We start from the raw sequence: 15966 nt of genomic DNA on the forward strand, positions 1-15966 counted from the left end.
GCTCGGTCGGAGCTGAGCGGGTGCTTGTCAGTTCGAGCCACACTCGCGCGGCAATGGCGGTGCGCCCCCCTCCCCCCTTGCGGGGAGGGGGCGGGGGTGGGGGTTTCTTGCTTGGGAGGATTTTGGGGCAGAGACTGACAAGCGGCGTCTTGGTCGTGAGATCGCCTGCTGATCAGCGGCAGATAGGGGGCTTTCATGTGGACCTTTTCCGGGGACCCCCACCCCCGACCCCTCCCCGCAAGGGGGAGGGGAGTGCACCGGTCGCGTAGCGAAAGCTCTCGTCCGGCGTTGCAGAGGCTCGGTTGAGAGTAACCACCCGAATTCGAGAATTTCTGTTTCTCGAAAATTTCACTTTCGCTTTCTCAGAAATTGTGCTTTACTCCGCTTCGTCCCGCCCCAACGAGGGGACGCTTCGCGGTCGTCACGGACGTCGGGTGTGGGATGCGATGGGCGCTTGGGGTCGCAGCATGGTTCGCCGTGCCGACGAACGATCCCGGCGCACGGTGAAATCGCGTGGTCCTGGCCTCCCGGTGCTGAGGCCAAGCGCGTGGGCGTTGCGGTTGACGCTGCCTGCGGGTGATGGGGGCAAGACAGCCGGTCCCCAGGGAGATCGCGTATAAATCGTAAAGCCATCGCGCAGGGAGGGCCGGGTGATCGGCCAGACCTGTGGTGACTGCCGCCTGCTTTCTTGTCTAGCAGGCGGGCCACGGGCGCGGCCAGCGCCCGGCCTTCCCTGCGCCCTCAGTTCGGAAGAGGGCGGTGAGAATGGCACATAGCTCGGGCGCTTTGCGCCGCGAGATCGCGAAGGTTTGAGGTGATGAGTTCTCGGAGAACTTCGTGGCAGCAAGTGCGCACAAGCGAGCGGTGCTCGTGTTCGCCTGATGAAAGGCGAGGGCGGTCGTGTCTGGTCGTTTGAGGCGCGCAGGCGCGGCGATGGCGGTGGGCTCCCCTCCCCCTTGCGGGGAGGGGTTGGGGGTGGGGGTTTCTTGCTCAGGACGGAGTTTGGGGCAGGGTCGGTGCGAGCGGCGAGTTCAGTGCTTAGTTCGCTGGAAGGCTACGGGTCTCATCTAGAACATTTCCGGGGACCCCCACCCCCGACCCCTCCCCGCAAGGGGGAGGGGAGCGCACCTTCTGCTGGGCGAGAGCTTGGCTCCAATGCGGGCTGGCCCGGCGCAAAGCGGCCGCCCCATCACCAACCACCACCCCCACAAACAAAAACCCCGCCATTTGCGGCGGGGTCCAGTCTGGGAGGAGCAGGCCGTGAGGCCCGCCGGTAAACCCAGTGAAAGATCAGGCGGGGATGCGCTCGTCGAGGTCGTGCGGCTCGCGCAGCACGTAGCCGCGGCCCCAGACGGTCTCGATGAAGTTGCGGCCTTCGGAGGCGTTGGCGAGCTTCTTGCGCAGCTTGCAGATGAAGACGTCGATGATCTTGAGCTCGGGCTCGTCCATGCCGCCGTAGAGATGATTGAGGAACATCTCCTTGGTGAGGGTGGTGCCCTTGCGGAGCGAGAGCAGCTCCAGCATCTGGTATTCCTTGCCGGTCAGGTGCACGCGCTGGCCGCCGACTTCGACCGTCTTGGTGTCGAGGTTGACGACGAGGTCGCCGGTCTGGATGACCGACTGGGCGTGACCCTTGGAGCGGCGTACGATCGCGTGGATGCGGGCGATCAGCTCGTCCTTGTGGAACGGCTTGGTCATGTAGTCGTCGGCGCCGAAGCCGAGACCCTTGACCTTGTCCTCGATGCCGGCGAGGCCGGACAGGATGAGGATCGGCGTCTTGATCTTCGAGACGCGCAACTGCTTGAGCACGTCGTAACCGGACATGTCGGGCAGATTGAGATCGAGAAGGATGATGTCGTAGTCGTACAACTTGCCGAGGTCGACACCTTCTTCGCCAAGGTCAGTCGTGTAGACGTTGAAGCTCTCGGACTTCAACATCAGCTCGATCGACTGCGCGACGGCGCTGTCATCCTCAATCAGCAAAACGCGCATGCCAGTTCCCCATAGTCGCCGCTCCGGGCGTCAGGTCGGCCGCCACCGCGGCACTCAAAACGCCTTTGAACAACTGATTCGGATCCTGACGAGAGATGGTTAACAAATCCTGATTCCGCTGCGCAAGCTCTATCCGTGCAATTTTTGTCGAATCGCCGTAAGGTGTTGCGAAGAAGCAGTTTTTCTCAACCGTCCTCGTTCAAGCTCCATGTGAAGAGATGGAACTAACCGACTCTCGTTCCTCACCGCTTTTGGGGGCGGCAAAGCGCACTACGTCAGTCACTCCAGACCATGACGCAATGATTAATGATGCGAGTAAACACAGAGTTAAACCGGCGACGCGAATCTGCCCCTACTTAAGGTTTTCGCAATGAAGGCGGTTCCGTGATGAAGGCGCTTTGGTGATGAAGGCAGTTTTCTGATGAAGGCTCTTGCCGAGCAGATCAGCGACATCGACGCCGTGAACACGTATGGCCGTGTCGTCGGCGTGAAGGGGTTGATGGTGGAGATCGCCGGGCCGATTCACGCGATGTCGGTCGGCGCGCGCATCGTGATCGAGACCGGCAGCTCGGTCATTCCTGCCGAGGTGATCGGCTTTTCCGGTAAGAATGCGGTGGTGATGCCGTTCGCGGGCCTCGAGGGCGTGCGGCGCGGCTGCCGCGCGGTGATTGCCAACTCCGCCAACCAGGTGCGGCCGTCGCCGGCCTGGCTCGGCCGCGTCATCAACGCGATGGGCGAGCCGATCGATGGCAAGGGGCCGCTGCCATCAGGCGCCGCGCCGGTTCCCTATCGCAACAATCCGCCCCCGGCGCATTCGCGCAAGCGCGTCGGCGCGCCTCTCGATCTGGGTGTGCGCTCGCTGAACACCTTTCTCACCTGCTGCCGCGGCCAGCGGCTCGGCATCTTCGCCGGGTCCGGCGTCGGCAAGTCGGTGCTGCTGTCGATGCTGGCGCGCAACGTCGATGCGGATATCTCGGTGATCGGCCTGATCGGCGAACGCGGCCGCGAGGTGCAGGAGTTCCTGCAGGACGATCTCGGCGAGGAGGGCCTCGCGCGCTCCGTCGTCGTCGTCGCGACGTCGGATGAACCGGCGCTGATGCGGCGCCAGGCGGCGTATCTGACGCTCGCAATCTCCGAATATTTTCGCGACGAGGGTAAGGATGTTCTGTGCCTGATGGACTCGGTGACGCGCTTCGCGATGGCGCAGCGTGAGATCGGGCTGTCGGCCGGCGAGCCGCCGACTGCAAAGGGCTACACGCCGACCGTCTTTACAGAGTTGCCGAAACTGCTCGAGCGCGCCGGACCGGGCAGCGGCGACGGCACCATCACCGGCATCTTCACGGTGCTGGTCGACGGCGACGATCATAATGAGCCGGTGGCGGACGCGGTGCGCGGCATTCTCGACGGCCACGTCGTGATGCAGCGTTCGATCGCCGAACGTGGCCGCTATCCGGCGATCAATATTCTCAAGTCGGTGTCGCGGACGATGCCGAAATCGGCCGATCCGGTGTTCCTGCCGACCATCATGCGGGCGCGCCAGGTGATGGCGACCTACGCCGACATGGAAGAGCTGATCCGGCTTGGCGCCTATCGCGCAGGTTCGAGCCCGGAGGTCGACGAGGCGATCCGGCTGCACGAGCCGCTGGAGGCATTCCTCAGGCAGCGCAAGGACGAGGTCTGCGGGCTTGCGCAGGGGTATCGGGAGCTGGAACAGATCTTGGGGCGCTTGGAAACGGAAAGCTAACTTTGTCGGGTAATCATCCCCTCCATGTAACGAGCCTAGTCGGCAGGCCCAGTAAGGGCGGCCGGCCCTGTCCCGCGCCGTCTACGGGACTTCTGGGGAGTATGAGTCGATGAAGTCGCGCGAAACGCTGATCCGTCTGAAGAAATTTCAGGTGGATGAGAAACGCCGCCGGGTGACGCAGATCGAGGGCATGATCGCTGACTTCCAGCGCATGTCGTCTGAGCTCGAGCGGGAGATCCAGACCGAGCAGGAGCGGGCCGGCATCAACGACCCGACCCATTTTGCCTATCCGACCTATGCCAAGGCGGCGATCCAGCGCCGCGAGAACCTGACGCGCTCGGCCGACGAGCTGCGCGCCCAGCTCGAGGACGCCAAGGCGGCCTTGTCCGAGGCGTTCGAGGAGATGAAGAAGGTCGAGCTGCTCGATGAGCGCGATCAGGCCCGTGAAAAGGCCGAGGAAAGCGCCCGCGAGCAGGCGGACATGGACAGTATCGGCCTGATGCGCGCCCGGCTCGGCGTCATCGCCTGAGCCTGGTTGCCAAGGTCGGAGCTTTTCGAAAACCCGGGCCGCAAGGTCCGGGTTTTTCGTCGCGCCCGCCCGGCTGGAGCGCCGCGCGCGATATGTGCTACGGGAGGGCAGGGTCGAGTGAAGGAGTGGGGCGATTTTCGGGGACGCTGAATGCTGACGCCGGCAGAGCTGGTCTGGCTGCTTGCCGCGGTCGCCAAGGGGGATGAGGCCGCCTTCGAGCGCCTCTATGCGGCGACGCGCGCGAAACTCTACGGCGTCGTGCTCCGTATCTTGCACCGTCAGGACCTCGCCGAGGAGGTCGTGCAGGAGACCTATGTGAAGGTCTGGAACAACGCGGCCCAGTTCGATCCGTCGGTGTCTTCCCCCATTACCTGGATGGCCGCGATCGCCCGCAACCGCGCCATCGACCTCGTGCGCAAGCGCGGCGAGCTGTCTTTGGAGGATGAGCCCTCCGCGCTCGAGGTCGCGGCCGAGACGCCCGATCCGCTGGCGCGGCGCGAGATGTCGGAGGAGCTCAAGCGTCTGTTGGAGTGCGTCGGCCGGCTCGAGCCCGACCGGCAGAAGCTTGTGCTGCTTGCCTACTATAACGGCTGGAGCCGCGAGCAATTGGCGACCAAGTTCGAGGCGCCGGTGAATACGGTGAAGACCTGGCTGCGGCGGAGCATGATGGATATCCGCCAATGCCTGGGGATCGGATGAGGGGCGGTTTGGACTGAGCGTCGGCGATCGAGCTTTTCGGTGAAGTGACCTGGACCCGTACCTGGACCTGTGATGGCGTATAGCGAAGACCATATCGCGCTGGCGGCGGAGTATGCGTTGGGCACGCTCGACGCCGCCGAGCGCGCGCAGGTCGAGACCATGATGGCCGTCGACCAGGCGTTCGCGGCGCTGGTCCAGGCGTGGGAATTTCGTCTTGGGCCGCTCAATCAGATGGTCGGGCTGGTCGAGCCGCGACCCGAATTGTGGGAGCGGATCAAGGCCGAGATCGCGCGGTCTGGGATTAAGGCGGCGGTCATTTCGCCGTCTCCCGCAGAAGCGGACGTTGAACTCCCGGCTGTCGCGACACCGCAGGCTCCCAAAGCCCCGTCCGTCGTAGCGGAGGCTCCGATGGCTGAAGAGCTCGCGGCGGAAGCTCCGAGCGCCGATGCCCCCGTCGAGATTCCCCGCCAAGACACGCCGGCCGAAGCACCTCCCGTCGCACCGCAGCGTCGCGCCTCTGCGGCGCGGGAGGTTGCGAACGATAACGCCAATGTCGTTCAGCTCGCCTCCAAGGTCCGGCAGTTGCGCACGGTCGCCAACGTCATGACGGCGGTTGCCGCGGTGCTGCTCGCGCTGCTTGGCGTCCAGCTCTATCGCCCGGATCTGCTGCCGCCGCCGTTGCAGCCCAAGCCGCGCATCCAGACCGTCGAGGTCAAGGTGCCGGCCGCGCCGCAACCCGCCGCGCAGTTCGTCGCGCTGCTGCAGAAGGATGCGGCTTCGCCGGCCTTCATCCTCACCGTCGATGCCGGCAGCAAGAGCTACACCGTCCGCCGCGTCGGCGCCGCGCCCGAGCCGGGCAAGAGCTTCGAGCTGTGGATCGTCTCCGACAAGCTGCAGAAGCCGCGCTCGCTCGGCGTGATCGGCGGCAGCGATTTCACCAGCCGTCCCGTTCTCTCCTCCTACGACGCCGACACCGTCAACCGCGCCACCTACGCCGTCACCGTCGAGCCGGAGGGCGGGTCGCCGACGGGGCAGGCGACGGGGCCGATCGTGTTTACGGGCAAGCTGATCGAGACGGTGCCGCCGGGGAAGTGAGGCAAAGCGCAAAAAAGAAAACGCCCGTGGGGAGCGGGCGTTTTCGGTAGTCGACTTGGGGTTGGGTCTACTACATATCCACGCGGCCAGTTGGGGGGCTGTGAGAACCGCGTGAATTCCGGGAATTCCAATCAGCGAACCAGCGACGCTTCCGAGCTCGTGACGGCGACCGGCTTGCCGGCCTTGATGACCTTCGCCGTCTGCGTGTAGTTCGGCTCCGCATTCAGACGGGCGGAGATGCCGAAGCCGGCCACCGCGATGCCAGCCACGAGCGCAACCACCACGATCTTGAGATGGGTCGTCCGATCCGCGCTGTAAATCGAGTGGTTCATGGAAGCCTCCTGCCGCCTTCCGTCCTTCGCTGATTCGTGTGAGCCGGCGGCGTTCCGGTTCATCGTCTCGCCTGCAAGAACGTAGGAAACCTCGATTCTGTTTCGTAGGGGTCATCACAAGCGTGTGATAGCGCGTGATGCCGCGCGACCGCTGATGAATAGAACATGAATAATGCATGATATTACAGTGGCTTGATTGGAAGTTCGGTCTGTGGCGGAAAATCAGCCACCTAACGCAAAATTAAGAAATCATTTGCCTGTGGCGGTAAAGCACAGGTGGGTTTGCCCTGAAAAACGGCAAAACCGGCCCGTTGGACCGGTCCTGCCTCTGACAACTTGGGACTGACTCGCAGGTTCCGGGCCTCCTGTCTCAGACGCTCCCGACTGTCTTCAGCCGCGCCCGCGGGTGAATCTCGGCCTGCGACAGCACGGTGGTCTGGGCGCGGAAGCGCTCGACCAGCGACCGGACGAACGGGCGGATCGCAGCCGAGGTGACCAGCACCGGCGACTCGCCCTCGCGCGCGGCGCGCTCGAACGCATCGCGCGTCGCAGTCATGAACTCCGACAGCTTGGATGGCTGCATCGCGAGGCTGCGGTCTTCGCCCTGGCCGATCAGCGATTCCGCAAACGCCTGCTCCCATTTCGGCGACAGCGCGATCAGCGGCAGATAGCCCATCGGCGAGGTGTTCTGGGCGCAGATCTGGCGGGCGAGGCGGGCGCGGACGTGCTCGACGATCGTCGCCGGGTTGCGCGAGAAGGCGAGCGCGTCGGCGACGCCTTCGAGGATGGTCGAGAGATCGCGGATCGAGATCCGCTCCGACAGCAACAGCTGCAGCACGCGCTGCAGGCCGGAGATCGTGATCTGCGTCGGCACGATGTCCTTGACCAGCTCGCCCTGTTCCTTCGGCAGCTCCTTCAAGAGCTTCTGCACCTCGCCATAGGAGAGCAGGTCGCTCATATTGGCCTTGAGCAGCTCGGTCAGGTGCGTCGACAGCACGGTCGCCGCATCCACCACCGTGTAGCCCTTCAGCGTCGCTTCTTCCTTCAGGCCCGCATCGACCCAGGTGGCGGGCAGGCCGAAGGTCGGCTCCGTCGTGTGGATGCCGGGCACCGCGACCTGGTTGCCGCCGGGGTCCATGACCATGAACTGGTTCGGCCAGATCTTGCCGGAGCCCGCGTCGACTTCCTTGATCTTGATGATGTAGGTGTTGGCCTCGAGCTGGACGTTGTCGAGGATGCGCACCGACGGCATCACAAAACCCATCTCGATCGCCAGCGAGCGCCTCAGCGCCTTGATCTGGTCAGTCAGCCGGTCGGTGCCATCGGGCGCGTTGACCAGCGGCAGCAGCGCGTAGCCGAGCTCGATCTTGAGATCGTCTATCTTCAACGCGGCGGAGATCGGCTCCTCGGCGGCTGCGGCAGAGGCCGCGGCTGCAGCGGGCGCGGCGGCGGCCAAGGCGATCTCCTCGGCTTTCGTCACCTCCTTGTGCCGGCGGGCCTTCAGCGCGAGCGCGGCGGCGCCGCCGCCGAGCGCGAGGAAGGGGATGGTCGGGATGCCCGGCAACAGCGCCAGCACCAGCATCACGGCGGCCGACATGCCGAGCGCCTGCGGATAGCCGGAGAACTGCTTGATCAGCGCCTTGTCGGCCGCACCGGTGACGCCGGCCTTCGAGACCAGCAGGCCGGCCGCGGTGGAGACGATCAGCGCCGGCACCTGAGTGACGAGACCGTCGCCGACGGTCAGCGTGGTGTAGGTGCGGGCGGCCTCGGCAAAACCCAGGCCTTGTTGGGCGACGCCGATGATGATGCCGCCGATGATGTTGATGAACACGACGAGCAGGCCTGCGACCGCATCACCGCGGACGAATTTCGACGCACCGTCCATCGCGCCGAAGAAGCCGCTTTCGTCCTCCAGCTCCTTGCGCCTCGCCTTGGCGACCTTCTCGTCGATCAGGCCGGCGGAGAGGTCGGCGTCGATCGCCATCTGCTTGCCGGGCATGGAGTCCAAGTGAAAGCGTGCCGCGACTTCGGCGATGCGGCCCGAACCCTTGGTGATGACGACGAAGTTCACCGTCACCAGGATCGCGAACACGATGATGCCGATGACGAAATTGCCGCTCATCACGAAGTTGCCGAACGCCTCGATGACGTGGCCGGCGGCATCCGTGCCCTCATGGCCGCGTGACAGGATCAGCCTGGTCGAGGCCAGGTTCAGCGACAGCCGCAGCATCGTCGAGATCAGCAGGATGGTCGGAAACGACGAGAATTCCAGCGGCGTCTGGATGAACAGAGCGGTCATCAGGATCAGGATCGACAGAGTGATCGAGATCGCCAGGAACAGGTCGAGCACCAGCGAGGGCAGCGGCAGGATCAGCACCACCAGGATGGTGAGGATGCCGAGCGCCAGCGCGATGTCGCCGCGCATGACGGCTGTCTTCAGGTCAGCAAAAGAAAAACCGGCCGGAGACCCGGCCCCCTGACCCGCCGTGACGTCGACCATGGCTTTCGCCCCTTCCCGCGGGCCGCGTTTGCCGGCCCCAAACGACTGCGCGGCGGCCACGGGGCCGCCGTTCCGAAACTGAGGTACCGCGCTGGCGTCCACGGAAGCTCTCCCCCGTCAACTGCACCCAACCACGACACGCACATTCCACTCGGCAATTTTTGCCCGGTGTATGGTTAGCGTTCGGTTAACGGCGGTTAACGAAAGGTTGCGCGGAGGCGGGATGCGCGCTCCTGCCGCATGGTTTGTCGGCCGCTGCGGCTTACGCAGGTCGCTCCTCGTGGTGCGGAGAGCCGCAGACGCGTCGCGAACCCTGCGGCCGAAGTCCGGTCCTTGCCCTTCGAGACGACCGCCTTCGGCGGTCTCCTCAGGGTGAGGGGAGGGGTTGTGTGGTCCGGCTCGAAGCAGCATGTCGCCTTTGCCGCGCAAGCTCTCCTCTATGAGGCCGCCGCACATGAACAAAGTGCAGCACCGGTCTCTGCACCAAACCCTCATGGTGAGGAGCCGCGCAGCGGCGTCTCGAACCATGAGGCCCGTACCGCCGCTCGGCATTCCGACCGCCCAAAGGTATCCGTCTCGCAGACATGCGCCATCATCTCCCGCGGCGCATCCGCGCCCGAGTTGTGCGTCAGACCCGCCCTCGACACAGAGGAGGGCGCAGGGAAGGCCGGGCGCTGGCCGCGCCCGTGGCCCGCCTGCAGCAAAAAAGCAGGCGGCAGTCACCACAGGTCTGGCCGAACACACCCGGCCTTCCCTGCGCGACGGTTGGAACGGCTTATACGTGGTCTCCCTGGTGCGCCGGGCTTGTTGGCCACCATGTCGCGACAATGCGCTTGCGCGCACTGCGCTGGATACCAGCGTCGGGGTATCAGGACCGCACGACTTCGCCGTGCGCAACGAACCGTTCGTCCGCGCGGCTAGAGGCCACGCTGCGATTCCTTGCGCCCATCGCATCCCACCTCCCACGTCTCGTGACGGTCGCGACACGCCCCTCCGGCGGAAGCAGGATGGACAGAGATATACATCAGTTCGGAAAAAATGAAAGAGAAAAATTCGGCAAACCGAAAATTCTGATCGCGCCGGCTCCTGCACGCTCTGCGTCAGCCAGGGATGTCGCTTGTGAACGACCTCGCGAAAGTGTCAGCGCGTGCGCCACGGGCGAACAAAGCAGCGATCATCTCGCGTCGTAGGATCGGTGATATCCGTTGGAGCCGCGCCCATGGATGCAACCCGAATCTTCGTCGAGAGCGAGTTCGCACATTTGCACACGGTGGTGCGGGGCAGGACGGCTTCGATTTATTTCGATGAGTGAGCTGCCCAAAAATCGCACGAGACTCCGGCCAGAGAGAGTGGCCGCTGCGGTGCTTCCTCGCCGGTTCACTGCTATCATGCCGCACGACTCGATGCGATGGAGGATGGTGATGGCAGTGAACATGGCGCAGAAGCGAGCCAAGAAGGCGCAACGGCGCAAGCAACTGGCGACCCTGGCGAAGCGCGAGGACGCGATCTACAACAGCCTGCCGGCGCGCGTGGCACGGGCGGCACAAGCGCCGATCCGGCATTGCTGCGTCAATGAAGGTCTGTTCGATATCGGCCTGGGGACGCTGCTCCTGACGCGCGGCCAGGCTTCGCCCTACAACGCAGCCCTGTTTTTGCTCGACACGTTGGCGCTGGGTGTCAAGGACGTGATGTTCAGGACGCTGGAGAGCGCGCAGGTCGAGCAATACATGGCGATGGCGGATGCGGGCGGGACCATGGTCCCGATCGCTCCGAGCGAGGCCCGCAAGCTGCTGCGCGAGCTTGTGGCATGGTCGAAGACCCATGGCTTCGCTCCGCACCGGGAGTTCGCCGCGCTGGAAAAGTTCTTCGGCGACGTCAATGCCGACGACAGCGACGCCGTGTTTCAATTCGGCAGGGATGGTCAGCCGGTTCTGATCGGCGAGCTCGATCCCGATCTGGATCCCGACGTGGAGTGGGAGTTGGCGGACGAGGAGCCGGATACGAAGCTGGTGGATCAAAGCGGATCGAGCCGTCGCGGCGACGCCGGCTGAAGGGAGCCGGCGAAGTCATCCTTGGCCTCGAGCCGTGATCGCGGGCACTGCGCGAGCGTCCACCAGTGCGTGGCGTGGGGCTTTGTGCAAGGTCGCCGTGATCGCCTGCAGTCATCGGAATGGAGTCTTTGATGAAGTGCCTACGGGTCTACGCCACCGAAGATGGCGAGTCGCATTTCGATGAAGTCGACATTCCGACAGTCGCGCGGCAGGTTCACCCGGAGGCTGCCATATTCGACGTGTCCGCAAGATATGCGAGCACCCACGTCAGCTTCACACGCATTCCGGCAAGGGCAGGGCAGGTCGACTGGCACACCGTGCCGCGACGCTCGCTCACCGTGCGGCTCAGCGGCTCGGCGGAGTACCAGACCAGCGACGGAGACCGAAGGCACGTCCCGGCCGGAGGCTTCATCCTGTTCGAGGACACGCATGGCAAGGGACACAGGACGCTCCATTCTCCGGAGGAGCAGACCGTCATCTGGATCAGTCTTCCGCAGGGGCTCGGTCAAGCCTGACGCTGGTGTTTGGTATTGCCGCGTAAAGCCGTCCGTAGTTTCGCGGACGTCATCGTTCGTGACATTTTGTAACGACGCTGCGTGCGGCCTTCATTAAGCAACACGTGCTGCTATCGTCTGACGACGATGGAGCTCTCGATGTTGCGTTCGACACTTGCCGTTCTGTTGGTCGCGAGCCTGGGGCTCGTGCAGCCCGTTTCGCTGATGCCTGCCAGCGCCGGGCCCTTTCTGGAGCGGCTGCAGGCGCGCATGGCGGCGCGGGAGGCGGGGAGCCAAGTTGCGCCGGCGACCGAATATGCCTATGGCCCCGATCCGTTGCAGAGGCTCGACGTCTGGCAAGCGAGGGGAGGCGCGGCTGCGCCGTTGGTCGTGTTCGTGCATGGCGGCGGGTGGAAGCGGGGCGACAAGCGTAACGCGACGGGAGCTGCGAAGGTCGAGCACCTGCTCGCGCAGGGCTACGCCTTCGCCTCGATCGACTACCGGCTGGTGCCGGCGGCGACGGTTGAGCAGCAGGCGGCTGATGTCGCCGCGGCGCTGGCGTGGTTGCACAACAATGCAGCGCGTCTGGGCATTGACTCCTCGCGCGTCGTGCTGATGGGGCACAGCGCAGGCGCACATCTCGTTGCGCTGGTCGGGACCGATCCGAGGTACTTCACGGCAGCGGGGCTGTCCTTGCGCGATATCAGCGGCATCATTGCGCTGGATGGCGCCTGCTACGACGTGGCGCGCCAGCTCGCCGACAGCGGCCGCTTCATGCTCGACACCTACATCCAGGCGTTCGGCACCGAGCCTGCGCGCCAGCGCGCGCTGTCGCCGACCTTACAGGCTGCCAAGCCGAATGCGCCGGCGTTCCTGATTCTCCATGTCGACCGCGCCGACGGCAAGGCGCAGTCCGAGGCCCTCGGCGCGGCTCTGACCCAGGCGGGCACGCCGGCCGAGGTCCAGGGCGTCGGGGGCACCGGCCTGCGTGGTCACATGGAGATCAATCGCGAGCTCGGCGATCCCAGTCATCCGGCCACCGCGATTGTCGACGCCTGGCTGCGCAGGATGATCGGCGCGAGGTAACATTCGTCGATGTGCCGCCGCCCTGATGGCACGATGGTGACGCTACATCCGATCGACCCCGACCAGGCGCAGCGCGCCGCTCGTCTTGTTGTCGCCGTGACAAGGCGCATGAAACCGACGCCGAAGCGCTCTGCCAACGGCAGGAGCGCTTCGTCACCGCGAAGAGAAGACGCCTGTTCTCGCCATCATGATCCCGGCGATCTGCCCAGGTGCCTACAGCCTCAAAACGATCTTGCCAAAGTGCGAGCCGGACCGGAGATGGGCGTACGCCTCGGGAGCGTCGTCGAAGTCGTAGATCCGGTCGATGACCGGATGGATCGCGTGTTCGCCGAGGCAGCGATTCATGGCTGTGAAATGGTCGACCGAGCCGACGGTGACACCGATGATGTCGGCATTCTCCCATTGCAGGCGGGCGAGGTCGGGCTTCGGGCCGAACCCGGTCAAGACCCCGATCTGAACGATCTTGCCGCCCGATGCGACCGAGCGCAGCGACCGGTCGTAGGTGCCGGGTCCGCCGAGCTCGAGAACATGGCTGGCGCCTTCGCCGTCGGTGGCTTTCATCACCGCGGCATCCCAATCGGGCGTGTCGCGGTAGTTGATCAGGATCGAGGCACCGAGCGCCTGGGCGCGGGCGAGCTTTTCATCCGAGGACGAGATGACGATCGCGCGGGCGCCGAGTGCCGTGGCGAACTGAAGGCCGAACAGGGCGACGCCGCCGGTTCCCTGGACCAGCAGCGTGTCGGCTTTGCCCATTCCACCGCGTGTGATGAGGCCGTGCCATGCCGTCACGCCGGCACAGGGCAGGGTCGCAGCTTCGATCGACGTGAGGTGCTCCGGCACGGCGACCAGCGCCGTCGCCGGCAGCACCACGTACTCCGCCAGCATGCCATCCATCGTGCTGCCGCCGAGCGATGACGGAACATAGCTGGACTTGAACGGCCCGGAGATCCAATCGCGAAAGAACGATGCGGCCACGCGGTCACCCGGGCGCCATCGAACGACATCGGGGCCGACGGCGTCAACGACGCCTGCGCCGTCGGACAGTGGAACGCGACCGTCGAACCCGCCTTGGCCCGCTCGGTCGAGAATCAGGAGGTCGCGGTAGTTGAGACTTGCCGCTTCGACGCGCATGCGAACCTCGCCGCTGGCAGGTTCGGGTTTGATGAGGTCGGTGCGCACCAGGCGCCCTGCACCTGCGTAGCGGTTCAAATGATAGGCTTTCATCGTTGCTCCCAGCACAAGGGGGACTCCACTTGGGCAAGCACGATCTGTAAGGTCTGACAGCGCTGTCAGGGTCAAGAGGTTTTCGGATGAAGATCGGCGAGCTCTCTCGAAGGACGGGCGTCAGCGTCCGGATGCTGCGTTACTACGAGGGCGAAGGCCTGCTTGCGCCGCAACGAACGTCGTCCGGTTATCGGGACTACGGCCCGGCGGACGAAGAAGCCGTGCGCCGGATCAAGGTGCTTGGCTCCGCCGGGATGACGCTGGAGACGATCAAGCAGTTGCTCCCCTGCGTGCGCAACAACCGCCCAGACTTCAGGCCTTGCGACAATCTGCGAAAAATATTGGCGCAGCAGGTCGGCCTCATCGATCAACGCATCGAGGCCCTCAGCCAGAGCCGGACGATCCTCGCGGGCTTCATATCGAGCGTGACCTGATCGCCGGATGTCGGATGACGGACATCCCAGGCGGCGGGCCGATCGAAGATGGCGGCCTCGAGCGCGAGTTCCTGAAGGTGCGTCGCGCTGGCGAATGACGGTCCGGCCTCATCGCGATCACGCGGAGCTCGCAGAGCGAGTTCGAGAACACGGGCCTCACCACAAGGATACTTGCGTTGGTTGCATTCACGGGCGGAATCTGGAGCAGCCGGGGTCGCATCACCGCGCCACATGCCCAGCTCCATGTTTTTCCCGAGGCCTTGCGTCTGGTGTTCTTCGATCAGGACTACGTACTTCCGCGCGAGGCGATCAATGCGTTGTCGAAGATGGGCATTCGGCCCGTGAACGGTCTGCGCATTCGGCATTCGACCCCGTTGTATCCGAGCTATCTGGTGTTCTGGCCTCGCGGTCTCTTCAACAATCGAGAATATGAAAAACTGAGACGCTCGTTGGACGACAACGGCTATACGGTGACGTAGACCGCCAAGCCGAGGCGATCCGAGGTCATCCGTTGGTTCGATTTGTCCGCGCAGCGCGCCGATCCAGGGTGACGGCGCCAAACGTCCACCAAACCTCCGCGCTCCATCCTCTTCGACCCGCGCCTTCCCGTGCGTAAAGCGCCGCGTCCCCGGTCGACATCGCGCTTTCCAATGCGATCGCTGAGCGCCGTGATTGCGGAGATCGTCTCCAGCTCCGCCTCAGCGTGACGTCGTGCTCGATAGTTGGCTCGCGAGGAATGTCTGAAGTTCCAGCACCGAACGTCGCGCCGCGTCGGCATCGTATTTGAGCCAGTGTCCGTAGGCTCTCACGCCCTTGGCAAGATCCGGCACATCGAATGCGTGATAGGCGCCCTGATAGACGATCAATTTGGCCGCGGCGCCGTCTGCTCTCCGGGTCTTCATCCAGGTTTCGCAGGAATGCGCCGCGCTCCAGTCATCGAGCTCGCCAATCATGATGAGCGTTGGAATCTCCAGTTTCGGCCCGGCGACACTACACAGCGGATAGTAGGCCACTGCGGCCTTGAATTGCAGGCCTTCTGGAACGTCGAAGATATTCGTCTGAACCTCGGATGCCAGATCGAGAGCGACATCGCCGCCTTGCGATGATCCGATCACCACGACTCGGCGCGGGTCGACGAACGGAGCTCCGGAAAGATAGGCGAGTGCGCCTAGCGCATCTCCCTGCCGGGCGGGCATCAGCCGGGTGCATGATTGCTTGATGCCGCGGGTGGCCAAGCTGTCCACGGCGAGTAGAACATAGCCCCAGCCGGTTGCCAGCTCGGCGAAGTGCTTGCGGACGTCGTCATGGAGCCCGCTGCAGCCGTGAAGAAGCACGATCGCGCCGAAGGGCCCGTTTCCTTCCGGCTTGGACAACCAGCCCTCGACCGTGTCCGAAGTTCGCTCAGGGGCATCGCCACGCTCCTGCGCGAGGCGCTGTTGCAACTGTCCGAGACGGTAGGGCGCGCTCTTGAAGCTGACCAACTGGTCTGCCAGCACGGGCGAGAGAGAAAGAACTTCAATGATTGCGAGAACAATCAATGCGTGAAGTTTCGGCATCTCGAAACCAAGTCGCTGCAAACAAGAGCGTGGTGCTGGTGACGGCCATGCAGGTCCCGCGACCATTCTTGCACGCAATCCCGAGGCCGTCATCTGGGGCCGGTCGTCTCCAGCCGTCCTCTGAAGGGCCGGCGCTTCGAATGCGGGAGCATGACGCGCGCTCGGTCGGCCTGGGCCATCAAGTTTTTCTGATCGTTGCGATCACGGAAACCGATTGGCGACCGGCATGG

The 15966-nt window shown here is 64.4% G+C and carries 14 protein-coding genes; 9 read left to right on the top strand and 5 right to left on the bottom strand.

The genetic code is table 11. The annotated features are described in order from the left end of the window. Positions 1–1290: 1290 nt before the first annotated feature. Positions 1291–1992 (bottom strand): response regulator transcription factor CtrA, encoded by a 702-nt coding sequence (gene ctrA / locus BRAD285_RS04450; RefSeq protein WP_006614002.1) that lies wholly within the window; start codon positions 1990–1992, stop codon positions 1291–1293. 421 nt (positions 1993–2413) lie between these two features. On the opposite strand from ctrA, the gene fliI reads away from it, so the two are divergent. The 4 genes from fliI (at position 2414) to BRAD285_RS04470 (ending at position 6059) form a co-directional block, all read left to right on the top strand. Continuing rightward, positions 2414–3736 (top strand): flagellar protein export ATPase FliI, encoded by a 1323-nt coding sequence (gene fliI, locus BRAD285_RS04455; RefSeq protein WP_006614001.1) that lies wholly within the window; start codon positions 2414–2416, stop codon positions 3734–3736. 109 nt (positions 3737–3845) lie between these two features. Then, on the top strand, positions 3846–4265 hold the full coding sequence (gene fliJ / locus BRAD285_RS04460) for a flagellar export protein FliJ (RefSeq protein ID WP_006614000.1): 420 nt from the start codon (positions 3846–3848) through the stop codon (positions 4263–4265). 150 nt (positions 4266–4415) lie between these two features. After that, positions 4416–4964: a sigma-70 family RNA polymerase sigma factor gene (locus BRAD285_RS04465; RefSeq protein ID WP_006613999.1), complete on the top strand. Its 549-nt coding sequence runs from the start codon at positions 4416–4418 to the stop codon at positions 4962–4964. A gap of 72 nt (positions 4965–5036) precedes the next feature. Continuing rightward, entirely contained in the window at positions 5037–6059 is a 1023-nt protein-coding gene (locus BRAD285_RS04470; protein ID WP_035647951.1) for an anti-sigma factor domain-containing protein, read from the top strand. 131 nt (positions 6060–6190) lie between these two features. On the opposite strand, the gene BRAD285_RS04475 is transcribed toward BRAD285_RS04470, so the two are convergent. Both BRAD285_RS04475 and flhA read right to left on the bottom strand, forming a co-directional pair. Continuing rightward, positions 6191–6391 carry a hypothetical protein gene (locus BRAD285_RS04475; protein ID WP_006613997.1) on the bottom strand — a complete coding sequence of 67 codons (201 nt, stop codon included), beginning with the start codon at positions 6389–6391 and terminating at the stop codon, positions 6191–6193. Between the two features lie 370 nt (positions 6392–6761). Then, on the bottom strand, positions 6762–8891 hold the full coding sequence (gene flhA, locus BRAD285_RS04480) for a flagellar biosynthesis protein FlhA (protein ID WP_035647948.1): 2130 nt from the start codon (positions 8889–8891) through the stop codon (positions 6762–6764). Positions 8892–10195: 1304 nt separating this feature from the next. Between flhA and BRAD285_RS04490 the strand changes: the two genes are divergently transcribed. From BRAD285_RS04490 to BRAD285_RS04500, 3 genes are all read left to right on the top strand, one after another. Continuing rightward, entirely contained in the window at positions 10196–10942 is a 747-nt protein-coding gene (locus tag BRAD285_RS04490; RefSeq protein ID WP_139020688.1) for a hypothetical protein, read from the top strand. A gap of 131 nt (positions 10943–11073) precedes the next feature. After that, entirely contained in the window at positions 11074–11457 is a 384-nt protein-coding gene (locus BRAD285_RS04495) for a hypothetical protein (RefSeq protein ID WP_035647957.1), read from the top strand. A gap of 138 nt (positions 11458–11595) precedes the next feature. After that, positions 11596–12522: an alpha/beta hydrolase gene (locus BRAD285_RS04500; protein WP_006613992.1), complete on the top strand. Its 927-nt coding sequence runs from the start codon at positions 11596–11598 to the stop codon at positions 12520–12522. Between the two features lie 213 nt (positions 12523–12735). On the opposite strand, the gene BRAD285_RS04505 is transcribed toward BRAD285_RS04500, so the two are convergent. Beyond that, complete coding sequence (locus tag BRAD285_RS04505) at positions 12736–13746, bottom strand: NAD(P)-dependent alcohol dehydrogenase (protein ID WP_035647942.1); 1011 nt, start codon at positions 13744–13746, stop codon at positions 12736–12738. Between the two features lie 86 nt (positions 13747–13832). Between BRAD285_RS04505 and BRAD285_RS04510 the strand changes: the two genes are divergently transcribed. Then, complete coding sequence (locus tag BRAD285_RS04510) at positions 13833–14180, top strand: MerR family transcriptional regulator (RefSeq protein WP_006613990.1); 348 nt, start codon at positions 13833–13835, stop codon at positions 14178–14180. A gap of 176 nt (positions 14181–14356) precedes the next feature. Then, on the top strand, positions 14357–14659 hold the full coding sequence (locus BRAD285_RS04515) for a hypothetical protein (protein WP_035647939.1): 303 nt from the start codon (positions 14357–14359) through the stop codon (positions 14657–14659). 219 nt (positions 14660–14878) lie between these two features. Here BRAD285_RS04515 and BRAD285_RS04520 read toward each other — a convergent pair whose 3' ends face one another. Next, the gene (locus tag BRAD285_RS04520; RefSeq protein ID WP_063828205.1) at positions 14879–15736 is read right to left on the bottom strand and encodes a dienelactone hydrolase family protein; all 858 of its coding nucleotides are present in this window, start codon (positions 15734–15736) and stop codon (positions 14879–14881) included. Positions 15737–15966 lie beyond the last annotated feature (230 nt).

The organism is Bradyrhizobium sp. ORS 285, assembly GCF_900176205.1.
In the GTDB taxonomy this organism is placed as follows: Bacteria; Pseudomonadota; Alphaproteobacteria; order Rhizobiales; family Xanthobacteraceae; genus Bradyrhizobium.